This is a genomic window from Nocardia anocheti, from assembly GCF_029675105.1.
Lineage (GTDB): Bacteria > Actinomycetota > Actinomycetes > Mycobacteriales > Mycobacteriaceae > Nocardia.
This window is the reverse complement of sequence record NZ_JAQQFV010000003.1, coordinates 409467-430916: the sequence shown is the minus strand read 5'-3', so window position 1 is coordinate 430916 and position 21450 is coordinate 409467. Positions and strand designations below refer to the sequence as shown.

Genomic DNA, 21450 nt, shown 5'->3' with positions numbered 1-21450 from the left:
CGGGCACTGCCGCCTCATCCTCCGGATTCCAGCGGGGATACCGGCGCGTACTGGCGGAGTTCGCCGTCGCGCAACATCCACAGGCGGAAGAATTCTTCGTACTGGTCTTTGACGAAGACCTGCACCGCGTGCGGGATCTGCCACGGCAGACCGGCCGCGCGGCGAAGCACCGCGGCCAGGTCGGCGCCGTTGAGAGCACCCGCCCAGATGATGCACTCCGGATGCTTGTAGCCGCCCCATCCGTGGTTCTCGCCGGTGATCTCGGTGAGAGAACCGATCGGGCGACGAGTGTTCGGTGCCAGCTCGGTTCTCAGCGATTCACTGAAGGTTCTGACGGTGGGTATGTCGTCGTAGGCGACCGACACCATGATGTTGGCGACGTGACTCATCCTGGTTCGCCCACCTGGATACTCGCGAAGTTCTCCACCTCGACCGGGGTGATTCCTTCGTCGGTGGGGAGCGGGAAGTCGAAGACCTGGGCGTAGAAGCTCAGTTCGGAGTCGAGGGCGGTGCGGATGTTCTCGGCTCGGCGGAAGCCGTGCTGTTCGCCGTCGAACAGGAGGTAGGCGACGGGGATTCGGCGTTGGCGTAAGGCGTCGACGATCATTTCGGACTGGTTGGGTGGGACGACGGCGTCTTCGCTGCCCTGGAGCACGATCAGGGGGCTGCGGAAACGGTCGACGTGGTGGATGGGGGAACGCTCGCGGTAGCGGTCGCGCTGGGCGGGGTAGGCGCCGATGAGGCCGTCGAGGTAGCGGCTTTCGAATTTGTGGGTGTCGGCGGCGAGGGCTTCCAGGTCGGCGACGCCGTAGTGGTCGGCGCCCGCCGAGAAGGGCGTGTCGGGGTGGGCGAGGGCGGCCAGGGTCGTGTAGCCGCCTGCCGAGCCGCCGCGGATGGCGAGTCGGTGCGGGTCGACGCGGCCGGTATCGGCCAACCATCGGGCAGCGGCGAGGCAGTCGGCGACATCGACGATGCCCCAGGCCTCGTGCAGCAGTTCGCGGTAGGCGCGGCCGTAACCGGTGGAGCCGCCGTAGTTGACGTCCACCACGGCGAAACCGCGGCTGGTCCAGTACTGGGTAGACGGCGCGAGCACCGGCAGGGCCTGCGAGGTCGGACCGCCGTGGATCATGACCAGCAGTGGCGGCCGTTCGCCGTCCACCCCGCGATGACGGGCGCTGGTCGGCGGGTAGAACAGCGCGTGCGCGGTGCGCGGGGAACCGGCGAGATCGGTCGACGGGAACGAGATCGGTTCGGGGACCGAGACGTCGTCGGCGGCGAGACCGAGATCGCGGGGTGCGCGCAGCGTTTCGAGTTCGAGTGACGGACCGTCGAAGGTCAGGCGATAGACGCCGAGTTCCGTGGTAGGCGTGCCCGCCGTGACCACCACCGCGTTCTCGGCGGCGCGCACGACCGCGAAGATCGCCGAGAAGGGCAGGTCCAGCTCGGTGACCGAGCCGTCGCGGTGACGCACGGCCAGCTTGTCGTAGCCGTCGCGCCACCGGGCGAACACGATGCCGTGGTCGGGGCCGAGCACCGCGTAGCGGGCCGAACCCAATTGCCACGCGGGCACGCCGATCTCGGCCCTGGTCTCGATGACGGCCTCGACCTCACCACCGGGTGTCCACCGGTAGAGGTTCCACCAGCCGCTGCGGTCGGACAGGAACAGCAGCGAGCCGTCGTCCTGCCAGCGCGGTTCCTGCACCGACTCACCGGGGCCACCCGCGACGACGGTCTCCGCGCCGGTCGACAGGTCGCGCACGCGCAGGACGGTGTCGTCCCACGGCATCGACGGATGGTCCCAGCTCACCACGGCGAGCGAGGTCCCGGTCGGGTCCAGGCGCGGCGCGACCACGAAATCCGGGCCACTGACCAGGACCTCCGGCTCCGAAGGGCGGTCGGCGGACAGGCGCACGATCTCGTTGCGCACGTCGACCGCGCCACGTCCATCGACCGGATGCCGCTCCCGGATCGCCACGATGGTCGACCCGTCGGGCGCGAACGCACCGTCGCCGTACCGGTCGCCGCGTGACGCGGCGGGCTCGGGGGTGAGGGCGACCGGCGCACCGTCACGCTCGAGCCGGTACAGGCGCTGATCGGCCCAGTTCACGAAGAAGAGCGCACCGTCGCGCACCCACCAGGCGGCGCCGCCGTACTCGTGCACGGCGGTGCGGGCATCCATTCCCGAGGGCAGCAGGTCGGTCAGGGTTCCGTCGGCGGCGCGACGCACGATCTGGGTGCGGCCGCCCTCACTGGGACGGCCCTCCGACCAGTACACATCGGTGCCGTCCACACGCACCTCACCCAGGCGTACCGCCGCGGCGACAACGCTTTCGGAGGTGATGGAGGTCGGCCAGGACCCAAAGGGCAGCTCGGTGATCGTCACCCCGGTCAGGCTAGTCGGCTCCGGTGACACCGGCGGGTCGGTATCGCCAGCGGGTACGAGGGGCAGGGTGTCGAACTCGATGTCGCTCCAGATCCTGCGGGAGATCTCCTCGGGGTAGGTCAGTGTGACCGGTTCGGCGGTGTAGACGCGGGTGCTGCGCCGGGCGGGATCGTACGGCGGCCAACCGGGATCACCGCTGGTCGCGAAATTCACCCAGTCTTCGCGCATCCGGCGACCGAGCCGGACGGCTTGTTCGGCGGCATCCGGGTAGGCCGCGGGGTGGTGGCGGATGTCGTCGGCGGTGAGGGTGCCGAAGACGAGTAGCACGTCGAGGCTGTGGGAGGCGTCCTCGTCACTGTTGAAGGCCCAGCGGAGTTCATAGGTCCAGGTCCGACCGCCGGTGTGCGCCTCGGCCAATTTCAGGCTCGGCATCCTGAACAGCCAGTCGGCGTGGACTAGTTCGACCAGCTGTGCCGAACTGGCGTCAGGGTGAGCGGCGCGGTACACGTCGTGGTCGAGCGACGGGGCGAGAACGTCCAGCGCCGCACGCACATCCGCGTCGGTGACCGCGCGCCCGTGATCCCCGGCGAACAACCGGTACTCGTCGCGAGTGTGTCCGACGAGCAGGTCGATTTCTCGCCCAGCGCCCGTGGCGAGTGCCCGCCAGGGAGCCTGCGGAAGCACCTCACCGTCGACTACCGGAGAGAACGGTGTGGGAGTCGTCGTCATCGGACCCCAGATATCGGCGTAACCGGCCATTTTCGCGATGATCGTTGCCGTCGCGTCGACCAGCGCTTGTGGTGGCGTCGAGGCCAGGCTCGTGACAGAAGCGGTGGCTCCGGCTTCCGCCGCGATCGCCGTCGAGACGGCACCGGCCAACTCCGGAGAGAAGTAGGTACCCGGCAGGCTCTGAACGATCGCACGCCGGAACAACCCCGCGGCCGACGGCATCGTGACCAGCGCTGCGAGACACCCCGCCCCGGCCGACTGCCCGAACACGGTGACGGTGCCGGGATCGCCACCGAAGGCGGCGATGTTCTCCTGCACCCAGCGCAAAGCGGCGATCTGGTCGAGCAACCCACGGTTGTCCGGCGCACCCTCGATATGAGCGAAGCCCTCGAATCCGGTGCGGTAGTTGACGCTCACCACCAGCACACCGCACGCCGCCAACGTCGCCGCGTCGCAGTGCGGATTCGCCGTGGTCCCTTCCAGATAGGCACCACCATGGACCCACACCATGACCGGCAGCCCACCGCCGCCCAGGTCTGGCGACCAGATATTCAGCGACAGACACTCATCGGAACCGTCATCGACAACCCCGGCCACCGCGGACATCACCGCACCGCGATGACCCGCCTGCGGCACAGCCGGGCCGAACGAACCCGCGTCGCGCACACCCTCCCACGGCGCCACCGCGACCGACGCCCGAAACCGCAAGGCGCCGAACGGTGGACGCGCGTAGGGGATGCCGCGAAACACCGCGAGCGAGTTCTCGACCCGGCCGCGCACCACCCCCGTTGACGTACGAACACACACCGCTGTCCCCACAACCCACCCCCTGGAATCGCTTCGTTTCCAGGAGGCTACCGGCGGGCACCGACAGGTTCGGGATCAGCGGGTCGGGCGGGGACCGGTGATCGAGGCGCGTTCGACGATGCGACGCTGCGGCCAGTAATCGCTGGCCGCGTAGTGCTGCACGGCGCGGTTGTCCCAGAACGCGACGGTGTCGGGTCGCCACTTCAGGCGCACCTGATGTTCGGGGTAGTCGGCCTGGCGGGCCAGCCGGTCGATCAGGGCGCGGCTGCGTTCTTCGTCGTAGCCGACGATGTGATCGGTGAAGATCCGGTTCACATACAGGTGCTTGCGGCCGGTCGCGGCGTGGGTGGCGACCATTGGGTGCTGTACCGACGGATTCTGACGGCGCATCTCGGCCTGCTGTTCGGGCGAGGCGCGGAACCCGAACGCGCGGGTGAAATCGTGGACGGCGTCGAGGGTGTCGATCTCGGCGCGGGTGTCCTCATCGAGCGAGTCGTAGGCCGCGTACATGTCGGCGAACAGGGTGTCACCGCCGATCGGCGGCACCTCCACCGCGTGCAGGATCGCTCCCAGCGAGGGGCGCTCACGCCAGGTGACATCGTGATGCCAGGCGTTCTCGACACCGACCATCTCCGAGCCCTTCTCGAATCGGACGAGCTCGGGCTGCTCGGCACTGGCCGCGAGCGCGGGATGGATCTCGAGGTCACCGAAACGCTGCGCGAACCCGACATGCTGGGCCGGAGTGAGCGGCTGATCACGGAAGAACAGCACCTTGTAGTCGTGCAGCGCCTGCCGCAGTTCGTCGATGACCTCGGCGGGCTGGGTGACGGTCAGATCGATCCCGCTGATCTCCGCACCCAGGGTGGCGCCCACCTGCTCGGCGTCGAAATGCTGCCACCGCAGCGCGCCGAGCCGTTCGCGTTCGGCGCGCAGATGCGAGAACGGGCCGACGGAGATGGAATAGCCGGGCAGCGGGAACGGGCGCACGGCGGGACTCTCCGGTGCTGCGACCGCGGTGGATTCGGACATTCGGCTCTCCTCGTCTCATGTAGTCGTATGACTACAGTGCGTTGAGGACTACCGTAGTCACATGACTACAGGCCCGACGACGAATCGAATCGACCCGATTCCAATTCCCACCGGCCGCGACGCCGTGCGCTCGGCCCTGCTCCACCACGCCGCCGACCTGTTCGCCGAACGCGGTCCCGCCGCCACCTCGGTCCGCGACATCGCCGACCGCGCCCGCGTCAACCACGGCCTGGTCTTCCGCCATTTCGGCGCCAAGGAGAACCTCGTCGCCGCCGTCCTCGACCACCTCGGCGACCTGCACGGCCCCGCCGCCGACCTCACCGGCACCACCCCCACCGACCCCGACACCCGCAGACATCTCACCGTGCTCGTGCGCTGCCTGCTCGACGGCTACCCCGTCGGCCGACTGCAACAACGCTTCCCGATCATGACCGCCCTGGTCGACCGCGCCGCCGCCGCGGGCGCCGACGACCGGACCGCCGCACTCGCCGCCGCCAATGCCGCCGCGCTGATGGTCGGCTGGGAAATGCTGGGCCCGTTCCTGCGCGCCGCCACCGGCCTCGACGACCTCCCCGAGGACGACCTGCGCCGCGACGTCACCGCCCGCGCCGCCCGCATGCTCGACGACCCGACCGAAAACCCCTAGAACCCCACAGGCCCGCATGACACGATCGCCGTCATGCCCATGACCACCGACCAACTCGCCGCCCGCACCGCACGCGCCGTCACGGCCGCCGTCGACGCGGGCCGCGAACTCGGGATCACCGTGCACGACCCCGTCGTCCTGCACGACATCTTCTCCGTCGTCGTCCATCTCGCACCCGCGCCGGTCGTGGTGCGCGTACCCACCGTCCTCGCACCGGGCAGCGACCTCGACGGACTGGCCCGCCGACAGCGCACCGAACTCGACGTGGTGAGTTGGCTCGCCGCACAGCAGGTGCCGGTGATCGCGTCGAGTCCGCTCGTCCCCGCCGAACCCGTTCGGCGCGAAAGCTTCTCGATGACGTTCTGGCAGTACGTCGAGCGCGACCCCTCCGCCGAACCGGACTACATCCACCACGCCGCACTCGTCGCCGACCTGCACCTCGCCCTGCGCCACTACCCCGGCGAACTCCCGTTCCTCTCGGCCGCCGAACCCCACACCATCGGCCCCTCCTTCGACGCCATCGCAGAAACCCCGGACCTCCTACCCGCCGCCGACCTCACCCGGGCCCGCCGCGAATGGGAACTCCTCGAACCCCTCGTCACCTCCCGCGCCGCCTTCGACGCCGAATTCCCCGGCATCGACATCCAACCCCTGCACGGTGACGCCCCCGCCTACAACCTCGTCACCACCCTCGACGGCGCGCTCTACGCCGACTTCGAACTCACCACCCTCGGCCCCGTCGAATGGGACCTCGCCGCCTTCGGACCCGACGTGGCGGCGGCCTACGACATCGCCGCCGACCGCCTCGGCCTGCGTCGCCTCGACCAGCGCGTGCTCCGGTTCGTCGAAGCGGTCGGCATGGCCCGCACCATCGCCTGCCTGGCGCTGGTCGCCGAGCAACCCGTCCTCGGCGACGCCCTCGCACCCGCGATCGACCACTGGCGAACCCAGCCGTTCGCCGGTGGACTGTTCGACTGATCAGCCGATCGGGCTGTGCCCCAGCAGCACCCGGCCACCGAAACGGGTCTGCTTGGCCCGCGGCAGCGGATGGAACTGCACACCGTGCACATCGCGGTAGAGTCGTTCCAGATCGCAGGTCCGCGAATAGCCCGCGCCGCCGGTGGTTTCGATCGCCAGCCGGATCGTGGTGATCAACGCGTCCGCGGCCACGGTCTTGCGACACAACGTCCGCGACGCGTACTCGTCGGTATTGGGGAACATCAGGTCCTGCGAATCACCGAACATCGCCGCGATCAGATCCGCGGCAGTGGTGTAGGCGTTGAGCATCTCGCCCGCCGACTGCACGGTGTGCGGCTCCGAACGGCCCGCGAGCAGCCGCGCGGTCAACTCCACCGCGGCATCGGCGACACCCAGATACGCCGACAGCACCAGCGGCAACGCCGCCCCGATCACCACATTCAGCACCGGCGGCCACACCCCGACCGGACGGATCATCGACACCGCCGCGTCCGGGACGAACACGTCCTCCAGCACCACCGTGTGCGAACCGCTCGCCCGCAAACCCAAAGCGTCCCAGGTCTTGTCGATCCGTACACCCGGCGCCGACATCGCAATCGCGCAGTGCACCACCTCCTCGCCGAAGCGGACGCTGGTCACCAACACGTCGCCGACCTCGCAGCCACTCGCGGGCGCCTTGCGCGCACTCACCCGGTAGCCGCCCTCGACCCGCTCGGCCTCACCATTGGAATCGACCCAGTCCGAGGCGCCCGTACTCACCAGGATCGCCCCGGCGGCCACTTTCGCGAACACCGCCGAGGCGTCCACGCCGTGCTTGTGCCGCCACACCTGCGCGGCCACCAGATGCGCGTGCATGGCGAAGGCCACCGCCGTCGACGGGTCGTGCCTGCCGAGCTCACGCAGAATCGCGCCCATCTCCGCATGGGTCGCGCCCCCGCCACCGAACTCGACGGGCACCAGGGCCGCCGACAAGCCGCTCGATCGCAACCGGTCGAACGCGGCGACCGAGATCTCGCCGGAGCGGTCCCGCTCGGGGACCTCGGGACGCAGGGATTCGCCGATCTCGCGGGCCAGGGCGACGCGGTCGACGACGGACGTGGAGTCAGAAATCGTGGAAGTCATGTTTCGAACGTAGAAAGCGCCGCGATAACCAGATAGTCCAGAAAGTGGACCCACCCGGTACAAGAAATAGACCCCGTCGACGAGGTGACCATGACCGACCCCACCGCAGGCTACGGCCAGTACTGCCCGATCTCGCGCGCCCTCGACGTGCTCGGCGAACGCTGGTCGCTGCTCATCCTGCGCGATCTGTTCGTCGGCACCACCCGCTTCAACGACCTCGCCCGCGGCCTGCCCGGCCTGTCGCGCAGCCTGCTCGCCAAACGCCTGCGCCAATTCGAACGTGCCGGTCTGCTCGAGAAGATCGGCACCGAACACCTGCTCACCGAGGCGGGCAGCGCGCTCGAACCGATCCTGTTCGGCCTGGGCGAATGGGGTGCGCGCTGGACCTTCGGCGCGCCCCGCGAGGACGAACTCGACGCCACCCTGCTGGTGTGGTGGATGCACCAGCGACTCGACACCACCGCCCTGCCCGGCCGCCGTCAGGTCCTGCAGATCAGGTTCACCGACGACGTGCGCCGATTCTGGATCGTCATCGAGGCGGGAATCCCGTCGGTCTGCGAAACCGACCCCGGCTACCCGGTCGACGTCACCGTCGTCGCCGATGTCGCCGGACTCTACGAAGTGTGGCTGGGCCGCATGCCACTCGCGCACGCCCAGCGCACCGGTCGCGTGCAGTTCCACGGCCCGCCCGCGCTCACCCGACGGATGCCGATGGTGCTCCAGCTCAGCCCCGTCGCGGACTATGTGCGCGAGGCCGCGCTACCCGAACCGGCCGCCCAGGCGTGCTGAACGCTCACCCGAGCTCGTCGGCCTGCCCCTCGGCCACCCGCATCGCCCACGCGTAGAGGCGCACCGGATCACCCAGCGTCGCGGCGGCCGCGGGCCGGGCCAGCACTCCGGCCGCGGCGGACAGCAGGTCGAACAGACCCAGGTTCACCCAATCCCAGAGCATGCTGTCGAAGTTGTACGACAGCATCGCCCGTTCCACCCGCTGCCGGATCGCCACGATCTGCGCCGGTGACAGGCCAGCGCGCTGCAAACGCTGCTCGGTCTTCCGCTCGTGCTCCGGGTCGAAGGTCGTATCCAGGAACGGTTCGAGCAGATCGGACCACACATCAGGACGCTGGCGCACCGGGATCGTGTTCGCCTCACAGAACGCCACGAGCTCCGCCTCGTCCACCCGGGGCAGGAACAGGGTCTCCCCGCGCACAGTGCGGATTTCCGGCGGCCAGCCACGCGGATCGACGTCACGGATCTCGGCGGCCGGGACCACGCCCTCGGGATACACGGACGCGCCCGCGAAAGGGTAGTTCGCGAAACGGATCTCGCCATCGGCGAGGACGAACAGCATCGATCCATGATCGGTCAGAACCTCGCGGCGCAAAACGTGGCGGTCATCACTCCAGGGCCTATCATGTTGGCAACGGCCGCAATCAAAACGTTATGGTCGGGGCATGGTACGTACCGGAGCAGCAACCACCGACCCGGACGAACCGAATGTTCCTCTCCCCCAGCAGCATCCGGCACGTCTCGAACTCGTCGGCGAAACGCCCGACACCACCGACACCGTCGACGACCACTTCCCCCGGCTCGGCGACACCAGCTTCCTCACCACCGCGGCCCGGCACCGCCTCGCCGCCTACATCCACACCCAGCTCGCCGAACTCGCCGAACTGCCCTGACCGCGGTGTCGGCGACTAGGATCGACCCGTCGGCACACTGAAACAGCCAGGAGGGGCGTGGACGGCGACGCGGCGGTCGTAGTACCCGAACAGGTCCGCACCGAACTGCGCCGGGGAGTGCGCAGCGTCCTGGTCGACACCGCCGCCCTGCGCCTGGTCCGCGAACGATTCGACGACCAGCAGGCCGGGGCCCTCGGCCGCTACCTGGAAGCCTCGCAATCGGCCAACACCCTGCGCGCCTACCGCACCGACTGGATCGCCTGGGCGGGCTGGTGCCAGGCCGAACACCGGCAAGCGCTACCCGCCGACCCCCTCGACGTCGCCGTCTACCTCGCCGCCTGCGCCGACACCCGCCGCGACAACGGCAGCTGGGCCTTCAGCCCCGCGACCCTGGACCGCAAGTCCGCCGCCATCGCCGCCGTGCACGCCGCCAACGGCCTGCCCTCGCCGACCCGATCCGACGTCGTCCGCCTCACGCTGCGCGGCATCCGCCGCACCCGACGCACGCCACCCACCCGCAAACGGCCGGTCCTGCTGCATACCCTCGACCAGCTGCTCGGCGAACTCCCCGCGCCGGGGTGGCCCACCGAACCCGCCCGCCGTCGCGACCGGCTCGCCCTGCTGATCGGCTTCGCGGGCGCGCTGCGCCGCAGCGAACTCGCGGGACTGCGGATCAGCGACGTCCATGTACGCACCGACCACGCCACGGGCGAGCCCCTGCTGATCGTGCACCTGCCGACTACCAAGACCGACCCCACCGGCGCCGCCGAACAGCGCGTCGCCCTGCCACGCGGCACCCATCCCCGCACCTGCCCCGTCTGCGCCTACGCCGACTGGGTCCGGCTGCTGGAGATCCACGCCGACGGCGGCGACCTCGCGGTCCGCGCCTGGACCGGCGAGCACCCACCGGCCGACACCGCCATCCACCGCTGCCACGGCTTCACCGGCACCGCGTTGAGCACCGACCCCGGTCGCGCCCTGCTGCCCAGCATCAACCGGCACGGAGCCATCGCGCCCACCGCCCTGTCCGGACGCGCCGTCGCCGAACTCGTCAAACGGTATGCCGCCCGCGCGGGCCTGGACCCCGACCTGTTCTCCGGCCACTCGCTGCGCGCCGGATTCGCCACCCAGGCCGCCCTCGGCGGCGCCAGCGACCGCGAGATCATGCGCCAGGGCCGCTGGGCCAACCCCCGCACCGTGCACGGCTATATCCGCACCGCCAACCCCCTCGACGACAACGCGGTCACCAAGCTCGGCCTCTGAGCGCGAGCCATCCTGTCCACCGAGAGTTTCAGAGGTACACACGTCATGGATCTCGAGTCGGTTCGTATCCACCAGCTCGGCTCCGAGGACTGGCGCCGGTTCCGACGGATCCGACTGCTCGCGCTGGCGGAGGCCCCGTACGCGTTCGGGTCCACGCTGGCGTGGGCTCAGGATCGCACCGATCAGGACTGGCGCGATCTGCTCGCCGTCCGCACCCAGTTCCTCGCCAGCACCCAGGATCGGGATCTCGGAACCGTCGGCGCGGTCGACGAGAACGGTGTGATCCACCTGATCTCGATGTGGGTGGCGCCCGAGGCGCGCGGCAGCGGGGTGGCCGGGCTGCTCGTTCGCTCCGTCATCGACTGGGCGTCGGTGAGCGGCTACGACGAGATCCGGCTAGAGGTGTCCGAGGGCAACGACAGCGCCGAACGCCTGTATCACCGGCACGGCTTTCGGCGCACCGGTGTCGCGGGGGCCGTCTCGGAGCAGGATCCACGGCAGGAATTCGAGATGCGGCTGACGCTCCCGCGATCGGGATAGCCGCGACCGTCAGAGAATGCGGTCCAGCCGGAAGATACGGAATTCGCGGCCGCCGGAACGCTGGAACTCCATCTCGTAGCCGGGCCAGAACTCGACCACCAGGTCCCAGACCCGTTTGCGTTCCACGCCGGTGATCTCGGCGACCGTCACCGGGAACGAGGCGCTGCCGTCGAAACGGGCCGAGGCAGTGCGGGCCGCGCGCAGGTTGGCCGACCAAGCCGGATGCTCCGGGCGGCCCCAGTTCGACCCGACGAGATAGAAGCCGTCGCCGTCGGGCACGCACAGCAGCGAGGTCGTGCGCGGCTGGCCCGACTTGCGGCCCACCACGGTGATCTCGATCGACGGCAGCCCGGCCAGATCGAGCACACCCCACCTGCCACCGCTGAGCGAGCGCAACAACCGCTCCGCGGGCAAGACGACACCGGCCCCACGCATCACCCACGGCTGTTCGGCGAACACGCGCGCGATGCCCGGCAAGGGATTCCACACCATCCTCGAATCCTGGCTCGAGCCAGACCATTGCACCCACTCACAAGGCGTACGTGAGAGGCAACTCACCCCCTCCCCTCCTTGATGAGAGCGTTGTGGCGGTGAGGACATGTGTGGGTCTGGTTATGGGGGGCAGCAAGGGTGAGATACATGTCTAAATGCGCATATCTACGTAACTAGATGTGATAACTGGAAGTGCTCGATGACGGCGCGCCTGGGTTCCTCCCTCATTCCCCGCCCTCGATACCCCACACTGAAGCGCACTCCCCCGTCCTTCGAACTGCCAGGAGTGTCATGCCCTCCCCCAGCGGTCGCCGCATCCTCGCCACGGTCGCCCTGACCGCCGCGGCGCTTCTCACCACCAGCACCTCCCCCGCGCTCGCCCGCCCACCCGCACCCGAGCAGTTGGCACCGATGCCCGCCGAATTCCTCTGGGGCGTGGCCGCTTCCGGCTTCCAGTCCGAAGGTGACGCGCCGGACAGCAATTGGCGCCGGTACGCGGAGTCCGGCAGCACCGAGGACCCCTATCTGAATTCCGTGGACTTCCGCCACCGGTTCCGCTCCGACATCGCTCTCGCCGCCGAACTCGGGGTGCGGGTCTATCGCGTGGGTATCGAATGGGCGCGGGTGCAACCGCGGCCCGGGATCTGGGACGAAGAGGGTCTCGCCTTCTACGACGAGGTCGTGGACGCGATCGTCGCGGCGGGCATGCGCCCGATGCTCACGCTCGATCACTGGGTCTATCCCGGCTGGGCCGCCGACAGGGGCGGCTGGCGTGACTCGGAGATGGTGGCGAACTGGCTGAGCAACGCCCGGCGCGTGGTGGACCGTTTCGCCGACGCCGACCCGCTGTGGGTGAGTTTCAACGAACCCACCATGTACCTGGTCAACGAACTTCGCCACGGTGGCATCGGCCCGGCCGATCTGCCGGTGATGGCCGAGCGGATCGCCCAGGCGCACAACAGCATCTACGACTACATCCACACCGTGCAGCCCCACGCGAAGGTCACCAGCAATGTCGCCTATATCCCGGCGGTCGACGACGCGATCAGCGGGACGCTGCTGGATCGGATGGCACCGCGGCTGGACTACATCGGCATCGACTACTACTACGGCGTCTCCCCCACCGACCTGCGCGTTCCCGACTTCGACCAGCTCTGGACCATGCCGCTGCAAGCCGAAGGTATCTACTACGCCCTCGACCACTACGCGCGCCGCTTCCCGGGCAAGCCGCTCTACATCATCGAGAACGGCATCCCCACCGAGAACGGTCTCCCGCGCGCCGACGGATACACCAGAGCCGACTCGCTGCGCGACACCGTGTACTGGTTGCAGCGGGCTGTGGCCGACGGGATCCCGGTGATCGGCTACAACTACTGGAGTCTGACCGACAACTACGAATGGGGCTCCTACACACCACGATTCGGCCTCTACACCGTCGACGTACTGACCGATCCGACCCTGACCCGCCGACCCACCGACGCGGTCGCGGCCTACCGGCAGATCACCGCCGCCAACGGCGTCACGCCCGACTACCGGCCCACCCGGCCGGTGGCCGTGTGCTCCCTGGTGGACGCGCCACGCAGCTGCACCGACCCGGTGACCGTGCCCCGCTAGCGGCGACAACCGGCCCGCCCGAGCCGATCACGAAATCGGCGGGGCGCGTGTCCTCTACACTCGGGCGGATGTCGAGCGCAACGTCACGCCCGTCCAGCGCCGTGAGCGGCAGGCAAGCCCGATGGCAGCCGCACAATGACAGCCGCCGCGAACGCATCGTGCTGTCGGCCATCGAATTGCTCGAGGGGACACCGGCGGGCGGCGAGGTGTCGATCGTGCAGATCGCCGAGAACGCGGGTCTCGCGAAATCGGTGGTGTACCGGCAGTTCGCCGGGCGCGACGAGCTCGATCGACGTATCCGTAGCGAGATCGCCGATCGTTTCGCCTCCGACATCGAGGACGCCCTCGACATCGGCGACGGCTCGATCCATCAGATCCTGGTGCGCACTGTGGGCGGGGTGGTCACCTGGATCCAGGATCATCCGCGCCTGCACGAGTTTCTGCGCACCGGGCCTTCGGAGGCCGACCCCGACGTCGACGCGATGACCGCCCTCATCGCGTCGATCGCGGCCTCGACCCGAGCCCTGATCACCGGCCTGGCGGGGGTGGTCGGCGTGGCCGACGACGGCTCGGCCGACACGATGACCTTCGCCATCGTGTCGATGACCGAGGCCACCGTCACCCGCTGGGCGGGCGATCCCGATCCGACGCTCACCAGGGACCAGCTGATCGAGGAAGTCGCCGACTACGCCTGGCACGTCGTCGACGGCGTCGCCCGGCGCCACGGGCTCACCCTCGACGCCGAGCAGCCGTTCACCACGGTCCTCAACCAGCTGATGTCGGGCAACTGAGCGGCTCTCAGGCCACGCGGTGCCCGTGCCGTTCGGGCTCGCTGCGGTAGCGCGAGGCCGGACCACCCACACCGAGCGCGTTCCACAGCCGCTTGGCCACCGGATTCATCAGGCCCAGATCGTCGGCGAGCTTGCGCATGTCACCGAAGTAGCCCGACAGGATCCGCCGCGAGTGCTCGGACTTCCAGAACGCCTGCTCGATCACCTCGCGCGGAATGTCGAACTCGCGCGCGAACGAACGCGGCGGTGCCATGATCTCCCCGGCCAGCCAGCGCATGGCGATCGGGAACGCCACCGAACAGGCACCTCGGTTGAACTTGCCCATCCGCGCGACGTGCACCGCCAAGAACTCACCGGCGAAGGAGATGTGCCTGGCCTCCTCGGCGATGTGGATCTGCATGGTGCGCAACACCATCGGGGGCATCCGCTCGCCCTCGCGGATCACCGCCTTCTGGTAGTGATCGATCGGTTCCTCGCCACCGAGGATGCCGATGAACAGGATCGCGTAGGCGTAGCCGCCCGCGACACCGATCAGCGGCGAGAGCGCCCGGAACAGCGGCCGCATACCGGGGACGTCCACGCCGATGCGGTTCACCAGCTCCTGGAACATCTGGATGTGGTTGCACTCTTCGGTCATCTCGTGCATGCAGTAGCGGAATTCCGGCGAGCCGTTGGGCAGCTTCATCGCGTACTGCATCATCCCGCGGATGAGGATGCTCTCGAAGGCCGCACCGACCTTGATCGCGTTGGCGGTGCGCCACTTGCCGATCGCGATCTGCCGTTCGAGCGGCTGATCGCGGTACCACTGGGTGGCGCCCAACGGGTCGACGTCGGGGGACAGTGCCCACCGTGGGTCGTTCGGGTCGATGGCGAGCTCGGGCGAATCCCAGTCGATGTCGAGGTAGGGATCGAAATGCCGGTCCACCGACCCCTGGGACAGGGTCGCCAGCGCATCTCGGTACTCCTCGGTGATGAGTCCGCCGCGGCTCGATTCGGTCAGCGTCATCGGTGCCTCCTCGGTTCGCGTCCGGGTGGGCGCGCTGTTAGCGCCGTCACACCGGTGCTACCGAGAATAACTGAGACTTAAGGTCCCAGACAACCCCCGGCGCCCGGCGAGTCCACATCGAGACGAGCGGCTACTCGACGAGCAGAACCACCAGCTGACGGGCCATTTCGGCGTCACCGGGCCCGCCGAGCCAGATCAGCGGACGTCGGGGGTCCAGCCGGTCCAGCGCATCGGGCAGAGACCCGAAGACGCGGTCGGCCCGGACCACGCACACCTGCGGCACCGTTTCCGACACCGCAGGCGCCCCGTCGACCTCGAGTGCCAGCGAACCGCCGGAGGCTTCCCCCGCGACCGCGTCGCGCACGACGGCGTCCCCGCTGCCCGCCGAGGCCGCGCCGCCGTGCACGACCCGATGTCCCGGCGCGCTGGCCCAGTGATCGAGCCAGGCCGGACCCGGCTCCACGGCGGCCTGGACCGAGGTGACGCTCATGCCGTAGAGCACATCCGCCACGGCGGCGGGCAGTCCGGCCAGGTCGACGGTGCGGACCAGTGATCCGTGCGCGCGCAGGCGGTCGGCGAAGCGGGCGAGCACGGCGGCGCGTTCGGCCGGATCGACATCGGCGGCGGCGCCGGAGGCGCGCCGCATGGGCACCCGGCGCTCGTCGTCGGGTAGGTCGAGCAGCCCGTCGCGGACGCGGCGCAAGATCTCCTCGCGAGAATTCACTCGGGCACTCCCGTTCGTTGGCGGCCATCGCCGCCGGTCCTACATTCCTCACCCCACATACCGCGGGAAATACCTTTCCCGCTACCGTACCGATCGGTCGGGTAGATCCGGAATCACCTCGCCGGTCCCCGCCGATCCCCGCCCCCGTCACCGAATCCGAGCAGGTGACACAGCTGATCGACCTGCCGATCGAACACCTCGGCGCGGTCGGCGAAGGTGTCGGCGCCGTACATGTCGAACACGTCGAAGTTGACCGCGCCGAACAGGGTCGTCCAAGCCGTGAGCGCGGCGGTCATGAGGCCGTCGGGCACGGTCAGGCCGAACTGTTCGCGGATCGTGGCGAAGTCGGCGGCCGTGCGCGGCGAGAGCGCCGGTTCGGGCGCGGGTGGCGTGAGCAGGCCAGCGCGGTGAGCGTCGTCGATGATGGTCAGCAGCGCGCCGATCACCCGGATGCCGGGGGCGACGGTGTCCTCGGAGGGCGCGGCGTAGCCGGGGACCGGGGAACCGTAGAGCAGGCCGTACCACGCCGGCTCGGCCAGCGCCCAGGTCCGCACCGCGCGCGCGGCCGTGCGGAAACGGACGGCCGGGTCGGCGGGGGCCTCGGCCAGCGCGGTGTCGACGGCGTCGCCGAGGGCGTTGTAGCCGTCGACCACGAGCAGGGTCAGCAGCTCGTCGCGACTGCGCACGTATCGGTAGATCGCCGAGGACACCATGCCCAGGTCGCGGGCCACCGCGCGCAACGACAGCGCCGCGGCGCCCTGGGAGGCCAGGTGCTCGCGGCCGACGCGCTTGATGTCGGCGATGGTCTGGGCGCGGGCACGGGCGCGGGGGCCGGGAGAGCTCATCCCCCGATCATCACCCACCGGTGGCACCGGACAGATCGCGGCGCTGGATCGTGTCGTCCTCCCCCGCGGCCCGCTGGATCTCGGCGGCAAAGGTGGCGCCCGCGACGCCCCAGGCCATGGCGAGCAGCCGGTCGCGGAAACGGTCCAGGTCGACGGCGACGCCTTCGCCGCCGTAGCCTCCGGCTCCCGCCGCGTCGCGCACGGTGCGGACGACGTCGTCGGCCAGGGTGGCGAGCCTGCCGTGGATCAGGGTGCGCAGCACGCCGCTGAGCGCGATGTCGATGCCGACGTCGTAGAGCACCAGCGCGGCCTCGAGCATGGTGCGGTCGTGCACGTACCAGCGATCGTCGCGGCGCTCGAGGTAGCCCGCGGCGACGAGTTCGGTGAGCGTGTCGCCGTCGCGGTCGACCAGCAGCGCCGTGAGTTCGGCGTCGTCGATCGTGGCGGCGTGTGCCTCGGCCGGGCCGACGCGCGGGTCGAACAGCGAGCGCCAGTCGCCGGTGGCACCCGGCTGGGGTTCGGCGTCGAACACCTCGCGGATCGCGTCGAGCCGTAGCCCGCGGGCCTGCATGGCGACGATGTCGCGTAGGCGGTCCAGATGCTCGTCGGTGTACACCACTTCCTTGCCCGCGCGGCCGGGTTTGGGCAGCACGCCGAGCGAGTGGTAGTAGCGGATCGTGCGCGCCGCGACGCCGCTGATGTCGGCGAGCTGGGCACGGGTGTATCGGGGCACGCGACCAGCATAGAGAGCCGAGGGTTACCTACGTTGACAGTCCATACTGTCGGCGTTAGCGTTACCGGCGTCACTGTTGACACGACCGAGGAGCTCCTCTATGTCCGAGCGGACCACCGATTTCGACGTCTTGATCGTCGGTTCAGGATTCGGTGGCAGTGTCACCGCGCTGCGACTGGTCGAGAAGGGCTACAAGGTCGGCATTCTCGAGGCGGGCCGCCGTTTCGCCGACGACGAACTGCCCAAGACCAGCTGGGACCTGCGCAAGTTCATCTGGGCGCCCAAACTGGGCTGTTTCGGGATCCAGCGCATCCATCCGCTGCGTGATGTGCTGATCCTCGGCGGCGCCGGGGTCGGCGGTGGTTCGCTGAACTACGCCAACACCCTCTACGTCCCGCCGGAGCCGTTCTTCCGCGACGCCCAGTGGCGTGAGATCACCGACTGGCGCGAAGAGCTGACCCCCTACTACGAGCGCGCGAAGAAGATGCTCGGTGTCGTGCAGAACCCGCACATGACGCCCGCCGACGAGATCTTCAAGTCCGTCGCCGAGGACATGGGCGTCGGCGAGACCTTCGTACAGACCCCGGTCGGCGTGTTCTTCGGCGAGCCGGGCAAGACCGTGGACGACCCGTACTTCGGCGGCGTCGGCCCGCAGCGCACCGGCTGCGTCGAATGCGGCGACTGCATGGTCGGCTGCAAGTTCGGCGCCAAGAACACCTTGGTGAAGAACTACCTGTACCTCGCCGAACAGGCCGGGGCACAGGTCATTCCGATGACCACGGTGAGCGCGCTGCGCCCGCTGCCCGACGGTTCCTGGGATGTCGCGACCGAGCGCACCGGCGCCTGGGTCCGCAAGGACCCCAAGACCTACACCGCCAAGCAGGTCGTGCTGGCCGCGGGCACTCTCGGCACCCAGAAGCTGCTGCACGCCATGCGGGACGAAGGCGCGCTGCCCGACATCTCCGACAAGCTGGGCCTGCTGACCCGCACCAACTCCGAGTCCATCGTCGGAGCGGCGACCAAGACCCTCGCGCCCGGCCAGGACTTCACCAAGGGCGTGGCGATCACCTCCTCGATCCACCCCACCCCCGACACCCACGTCGAACCGGTGCGCTACGGCAAGGGCTCCAACGCCATGGGCCTGATGCAGACGCTCATGGTCGACGGTGGGGGCAAGATCCCCCGCTGGCTGCGCTTCCTGGGCATCGTGCTGCTGCATCCGCTGCTGATGCTGCGGTTCCTGAGCGTGAAGAACTGGAGCGAGCGCACCATCATCTCGCTGGTGATGCAGCACCTGGACAACTCGATCACCACCTACACCAAGCGTGGCCTGTTCGGCAGGCGCAAGCTGACCTCCAAGCAGGGACACGGCGAACCGAATCCGACCTGGATTCCCGCGGGCAACGATGTCACCCGCCGGGTGGCGGAGAAGATCGGCGGCGTCGCCGGTGGCACCTGGGGCGAGGTGTTCAATGTCCCGCTGACCGCGCACTTCCTGGGCGGCGCGGCCATCGGCGCCGACCGTGAGCACGGCGTGATCGACGCCTACCACCGGGTGTTCGGCTATCCGACGCTGAGCGTGGTCGACGGTGCCGCGGTGTCGGCGAACCTGGGTGTGAACCCGTCGCTGACCATCACCGCGCAGGCCGAGCGCGCCGCCGCGTACTGGCCCAACAAGGGCGAGGTGGACACCCGGCCCGAGCAGAGCGCCGGATACTCGCGGATCGCGCCGGTCGCCCCGGTGCGGCCGGTGGTGCCCGAGGGCGCGCCCGCCGCGCTGGTGCTGCCGATCGTGGAGATCCGCAGCACGGAGAAGTCCGCGGGCTGAGTCGACCGCACGGCCCCGCTCCTGGTTCGCACCGGGAGCGGGGCCGTCGTCGTTTCCGGGACCGTGTGTCAGACGGTAGGGTCCGTCACCGCCCCGCGAGGTTTCGTGGGCCACCAGACCTTGTCGCCCAGCAGCGCGAACAGGGCCGGGACCACCAGGGTGCGGACCACGAAGGTGTCCAGCAGGATGCCGAGGCCGACGACGATGCCCAGCTGGGTGAGGGTGATGAGCGGCAGCACGCCGAGCACACAGAACACCGCCGCGAGAACCACACCGGCGCTGGTGATCACCGCGCCGGTGGACGCGACCGCGCGCACCATGCCCCGGGTGGTGCCGTGGGTGGCCGCCTCCTCGCGCGCCCTGGTCACCAGGAAGATCGTGTAGTCCACGCCGAGGGCGACCAGGAACAGGAAGCCGAACAGCGGCACATTGGTATCCAGCGCCGGGAACCCGAAGACCGCGTGACTCATCCAGCTGCCAGCGCCGAGCGCCGCGAGCGCACTGAGCACCGTCACACCGACCAGCAGCACGGCCGCCGGGACGGCGCGCAACAGCACCAGCAGCACCAGCAGGACGACCGCCAGGATCAGCGGGATGACCAGCGCCTGGTCCCGCCGCGCGGCATCGCGGATGTCGAGGGCCTCGGCGTCGGAACCGCCGACGAGCGCGGACGCCCCTGGCACCGACCCCACCGCGCTCCGGATCGCCTCGACGGTCGAGAACGCCTCCGCCGAACCGGGTTCGGCCTCGAGCACCACCGACCAGCGGGTGGTTCCGCTGTCGGATTCTCCGTTCACCGTGGCGCGCGAAACGCCCGGCACCTCGTCGAGTGCGGCTTGCACGGGCACGGTGGCGGTGGTGTTCGCGATGACCGTGGCCGGATCGGCGGTGCCGGACGGGAAGTGTTCGGCCATGGTGCGCAGACCGTCGACGGATTCGGCCTCGACCCGGAACTGTTCGGTGCGCGAGAGACCGATATCGGTCGTGAACAATCCGGTCGCGAAGATCACCAGCACCGCCCCGGCGGCACCCGCGACCACGGCCGGACGCCGCACCACCCGCGTGGCCACGGCCGCCCACACGCCGCGTTCGGCGGGGTCCTCGCCGTCGGCGGCCGGGACGAACGGCCAGAAGATCCGGCGACCGCACAGCGCGAGGGCGGGCGGCAGCGCGGTGAGGACGAAGATCAGGGCCACGACGAGTCCGGCGGCGGCGAACGCGCCGAGGCTGCGGGTATTGGGCAGCAGGGCGAGCAGCAGCGTCAGCAGGGCCAGCACGACGGTGATATTGCTGGCCACGATCGCGGGTGCGGCGTGTCGGACGGCGGCGCGCAGCGCCAGGCGGTGATCGGTGTGGCGGTGCAGTTCGTCGCGGTAGCGCGAGACCAGCAGCAGCGCGTAGTTCGTTCCGGCGCCGAACACCAGCACGCTGGTGATGCCCGCGGTCGAGCCGTCGAAGGTCAGGCCGGTCAGGTGAGCCAGGGCGGTGCCGACGCTGGTCGCCACGCGGTCGGCCAGCCCGACGACGGTCAGTGGGACCAGCCACAGCACCGGGGAACGGTAGGTGAGGATCAGCAGCGCCATCACCACCAGGGCGGTCACGATGAGCAGCAGGGTGTTGGCGCCGGAGAACGAATCGGCGATATCGGCACCGAAGGCCGGTCCGCCGGTCACCTGCACCCGCAGGTCGGCGGGCAGATCGGTGGTGACGGCGGTGCGCAGCGCGTCGACGCGGTCGGTGAGGGCGAATCCGTTGAGGTCGGCGGAGATCGGGATCGGGGCCAGTGCCGCGTGGGCGTCGGGGGCGGGGAAGAGGCGGGGTCGTCCCTCGGTCGCGGGGACGTCCGCGCGGTCGAGGGCGGCCTCGAGGGCCGTGAGATCGGCGGGGGTCAGGGTGCTGTCATCGGTGCGGGTCGCCACCAGGATCGCGGCCGACTCCCCCGCGTTCGGGAACTCGTCCGCCGCGGCGGCCGCCTTCGCCGCTTCCGCCGACGACGGTAGCGAGACCGGCGCCTGGCCCGCGCTGTCGTTGCCGCCCGCCAGCGCGATGACGGCCATCGCCGCCGCGACCACCGCCAGCAGAACGGCCCACGATCGCCGACCGGTGACCAGCCCGGCGAACCGGTCCCATCCCTGTTCCTCGCTCACTCGCATCACGCGGTGAACTATTTCAGATACTTAACTAATCGGCAATGCCGGGGCCGTCACCGGTTAAGCTCACTGCCGGAAGCGAGAGGAG

At 69.5% G+C, this 21450-nt stretch carries 20 protein-coding genes; 9 read left to right on the top strand and 11 right to left on the bottom strand.

The window, feature by feature from the left end; genetic code table 11:
* Window positions 1-14 precede the first annotated feature (14 nt).
* The 3 genes from QC180_RS09520 to QC180_RS09510 form a co-directional block, all read right to left on the bottom strand.
* Window positions 15-389, bottom strand: a complete 375-nt coding sequence (locus tag QC180_RS09520) for a squamosa promoter-binding protein 15 (protein ID WP_278262272.1) — start codon at window positions 387-389, stop codon at window positions 15-17.
* Window positions 386-3919: a carboxylesterase family protein gene (locus tag QC180_RS09515; RefSeq protein WP_278262271.1), complete on the bottom strand. Its 3534-nt coding sequence runs from the start codon at window positions 3917-3919 to the stop codon at window positions 386-388. The genes QC180_RS09520 and QC180_RS09515 overlap by 4 nt, the downstream gene beginning before the upstream one ends.
* Before the next feature lie 75 nt (window positions 3920-3994).
* Complete coding sequence (locus QC180_RS09510) at window positions 3995-4948, bottom strand: TauD/TfdA dioxygenase family protein (RefSeq protein ID WP_278262270.1); 954 nt, start codon at window positions 4946-4948, stop codon at window positions 3995-3997.
* A 61-nt stretch (window positions 4949-5009) separates the two neighbouring features.
* Here QC180_RS09510 and QC180_RS09505 point away from each other — a divergent pair, with 61 nt between their 5' ends.
* Together QC180_RS09505 and QC180_RS09500 are read left to right on the top strand one after the other, a co-directional pair.
* The gene (locus QC180_RS09505; protein WP_278262269.1) at window positions 5010-5594 is read left to right on the top strand and encodes a helix-turn-helix domain-containing protein; all 585 of its coding nucleotides are present in this window, start codon (window positions 5010-5012) and stop codon (window positions 5592-5594) included.
* Window positions 5595-5627: 33 nt separating this feature from the next.
* The gene (locus QC180_RS09500; protein ID WP_347567314.1) at window positions 5628-6572 is read left to right on the top strand and encodes an aminoglycoside phosphotransferase family protein; all 945 of its coding nucleotides are present in this window, start codon (window positions 5628-5630) and stop codon (window positions 6570-6572) included.
* Here QC180_RS09500 and QC180_RS09495 read toward each other — a convergent pair whose 3' ends face one another.
* Window positions 6573-7694 carry an acyl-CoA dehydrogenase family protein gene (locus QC180_RS09495; protein WP_278262268.1) on the bottom strand — a complete coding sequence of 374 codons (1122 nt, stop codon included), beginning with the start codon at window positions 7692-7694 and terminating at the stop codon, window positions 6573-6575.
* Window positions 7695-7784: 90 nt separating this feature from the next.
* Between QC180_RS09495 and QC180_RS09490 the strand changes: the two genes are divergently transcribed.
* Window positions 7785-8483: a winged helix-turn-helix transcriptional regulator gene (locus tag QC180_RS09490; RefSeq protein ID WP_278262267.1), complete on the top strand. Its 699-nt coding sequence runs from the start codon at window positions 7785-7787 to the stop codon at window positions 8481-8483.
* A 4-nt stretch (window positions 8484-8487) separates the two neighbouring features.
* On the opposite strand, the gene QC180_RS09485 is transcribed toward QC180_RS09490, so the two are convergent.
* Window positions 8488-9045, bottom strand: a complete 558-nt coding sequence (locus QC180_RS09485) for a hypothetical protein (protein WP_278262266.1) — start codon at window positions 9043-9045, stop codon at window positions 8488-8490.
* 103 nt (window positions 9046-9148) lie between these two features.
* Here QC180_RS09485 and QC180_RS09480 point away from each other — a divergent pair, with 103 nt between their 5' ends.
* From QC180_RS09480 to QC180_RS09470, 3 genes are read left to right on the top strand one after another with little or no spacing between them, the layout of a single operon-like run.
* Window positions 9149-9376: a hypothetical protein gene (locus QC180_RS09480; RefSeq protein WP_278262265.1), complete on the top strand. Its 228-nt coding sequence runs from the start codon at window positions 9149-9151 to the stop codon at window positions 9374-9376.
* A 57-nt stretch (window positions 9377-9433) separates the two neighbouring features.
* On the top strand, window positions 9434-10639 hold the full coding sequence (locus QC180_RS09475; RefSeq protein ID WP_278262264.1) for a site-specific integrase: 1206 nt from the start codon (window positions 9434-9436) through the stop codon (window positions 10637-10639).
* A 45-nt stretch (window positions 10640-10684) separates the two neighbouring features.
* A complete protein-coding gene (locus QC180_RS09470) occupies window positions 10685-11179 on the top strand; it encodes a GNAT family N-acetyltransferase (RefSeq protein ID WP_278262263.1) in 495 nt (164 codons plus the stop codon).
* Between the two features lie 9 nt (window positions 11180-11188).
* Here the strand turns inward: QC180_RS09470 and QC180_RS09465 are convergent, their stop codons facing one another.
* Window positions 11189-11671, bottom strand: coding sequence for a nitroreductase family deazaflavin-dependent oxidoreductase (locus tag QC180_RS09465; RefSeq protein WP_278262262.1), 483 nt, complete (start codon window positions 11669-11671; stop codon window positions 11189-11191).
* 291 nt (window positions 11672-11962) lie between these two features.
* On the opposite strand from QC180_RS09465, the gene QC180_RS09460 reads away from it, so the two are divergent.
* Together QC180_RS09460 and QC180_RS09455 are read left to right on the top strand one after the other, a co-directional pair.
* Window positions 11963-13285: a family 1 glycosylhydrolase gene (locus QC180_RS09460; protein ID WP_278262261.1), complete on the top strand. Its 1323-nt coding sequence runs from the start codon at window positions 11963-11965 to the stop codon at window positions 13283-13285.
* A gap of 68 nt (window positions 13286-13353) precedes the next feature.
* Entirely contained in the window at window positions 13354-14076 is a 723-nt protein-coding gene (locus tag QC180_RS09455; RefSeq protein ID WP_278262260.1) for a TetR/AcrR family transcriptional regulator, read from the top strand.
* A gap of 7 nt (window positions 14077-14083) precedes the next feature.
* Here QC180_RS09455 and QC180_RS09450 read toward each other — a convergent pair whose 3' ends face one another.
* The 4 genes from QC180_RS09450 to QC180_RS09435 all read right to left on the bottom strand — a co-directional run bounded on the left by QC180_RS09450 (window position 14084) and on the right by QC180_RS09435 (window position 17384).
* Window positions 14084-15082, bottom strand: a complete 999-nt coding sequence (locus tag QC180_RS09450; protein ID WP_278262259.1) for an AurF N-oxygenase family protein — start codon at window positions 15080-15082, stop codon at window positions 14084-14086.
* A gap of 130 nt (window positions 15083-15212) precedes the next feature.
* Window positions 15213-15806 carry a hypothetical protein gene (locus QC180_RS09445; protein ID WP_278262258.1) on the bottom strand — a complete coding sequence of 198 codons (594 nt, stop codon included), beginning with the start codon at window positions 15804-15806 and terminating at the stop codon, window positions 15213-15215.
* A 113-nt stretch (window positions 15807-15919) separates the two neighbouring features.
* Window positions 15920-16651, bottom strand: a complete 732-nt coding sequence (locus QC180_RS09440) for a TetR/AcrR family transcriptional regulator (protein ID WP_278262257.1) — start codon at window positions 16649-16651, stop codon at window positions 15920-15922.
* Window positions 16652-16661: 10 nt separating this feature from the next.
* Window positions 16662-17384 (bottom strand): MerR family transcriptional regulator, encoded by a 723-nt coding sequence (locus QC180_RS09435; protein WP_278262256.1) that lies wholly within the window; start codon window positions 17382-17384, stop codon window positions 16662-16664.
* Between the two features lie 100 nt (window positions 17385-17484).
* On the opposite strand from QC180_RS09435, the gene QC180_RS09430 reads away from it, so the two are divergent.
* On the top strand, window positions 17485-19212 hold the full coding sequence (locus QC180_RS09430; protein ID WP_278262255.1) for a GMC oxidoreductase: 1728 nt from the start codon (window positions 17485-17487) through the stop codon (window positions 19210-19212).
* Between the two features lie 68 nt (window positions 19213-19280).
* On the opposite strand, the gene QC180_RS09425 is transcribed toward QC180_RS09430, so the two are convergent.
* Entirely contained in the window at window positions 19281-21365 is a 2085-nt protein-coding gene (locus tag QC180_RS09425; RefSeq protein WP_278262570.1) for an MMPL family transporter, read from the bottom strand.
* Window positions 21366-21450 lie beyond the last annotated feature (85 nt).

Excerpts from the sequence above, each read along its gene's own strand:
- QC180_RS09505 (WP_278262269.1), top strand. The coding sequence starts at position 5,010 with ATGACTACAGGCCCGACGACGAATCGAATCGACCCGATTCCAATTCCC.
- QC180_RS09500 (WP_347567314.1), top strand. The coding sequence starts at position 5,628 with ATGCCCATGACCACCGACCAACTCGCCGCCCGCACCGCACGCGCCGTC.
- QC180_RS09485 (WP_278262266.1), bottom strand. The coding sequence starts at position 9,045 with ATGCTGTTCGTCCTCGCCGATGGCGAGATCCGTTTCGCGAACTACCCT.
- QC180_RS09510 (WP_278262270.1), bottom strand. The coding sequence starts at position 4,948 with ATGTCCGAATCCACCGCGGTCGCAGCACCGGAGAGTCCCGCCGTGCGC.
- QC180_RS09450 (WP_278262259.1), bottom strand. The coding sequence starts at position 15,082 with ATGACGCTGACCGAATCGAGCCGCGGCGGACTCATCACCGAGGAGTAC.
- QC180_RS09440 (WP_278262257.1), bottom strand. The coding sequence starts at position 16,651 with ATGAGCTCTCCCGGCCCCCGCGCCCGTGCCCGCGCCCAGACCATCGCC.
- QC180_RS09490 (WP_278262267.1), top strand. The coding sequence starts at position 7,785 with ATGACCGACCCCACCGCAGGCTACGGCCAGTACTGCCCGATCTCGCGC.
- QC180_RS09520 (WP_278262272.1), bottom strand. The coding sequence starts at position 389 with ATGAGTCACGTCGCCAACATCATGGTGTCGGTCGCCTACGACGACATA.
- QC180_RS09430 (WP_278262255.1), top strand. The coding sequence starts at position 17,485 with ATGTCCGAGCGGACCACCGATTTCGACGTCTTGATCGTCGGTTCAGGA.
- QC180_RS09460 (WP_278262261.1), top strand. The coding sequence starts at position 11,963 with ATGCCCTCCCCCAGCGGTCGCCGCATCCTCGCCACGGTCGCCCTGACC.
- QC180_RS09470 (WP_278262263.1), top strand. The coding sequence starts at position 10,685 with ATGGATCTCGAGTCGGTTCGTATCCACCAGCTCGGCTCCGAGGACTGG.
- QC180_RS09465 (WP_278262262.1), bottom strand. The coding sequence starts at position 11,671 with ATGGTGTGGAATCCCTTGCCGGGCATCGCGCGCGTGTTCGCCGAACAG.
- QC180_RS09495 (WP_278262268.1), bottom strand. The coding sequence starts at position 7,694 with ATGACTTCCACGATTTCTGACTCCACGTCCGTCGTCGACCGCGTCGCC.
- QC180_RS09455 (WP_278262260.1), top strand. The coding sequence starts at position 13,354 with ATGTCGAGCGCAACGTCACGCCCGTCCAGCGCCGTGAGCGGCAGGCAA.
- QC180_RS09425 (WP_278262570.1), bottom strand. The coding sequence starts at position 21,365 with ATGCGAGTGAGCGAGGAACAGGGATGGGACCGGTTCGCCGGGCTGGTC.
- QC180_RS09480 (WP_278262265.1), top strand. The coding sequence starts at position 9,149 with ATGGTACGTACCGGAGCAGCAACCACCGACCCGGACGAACCGAATGTT.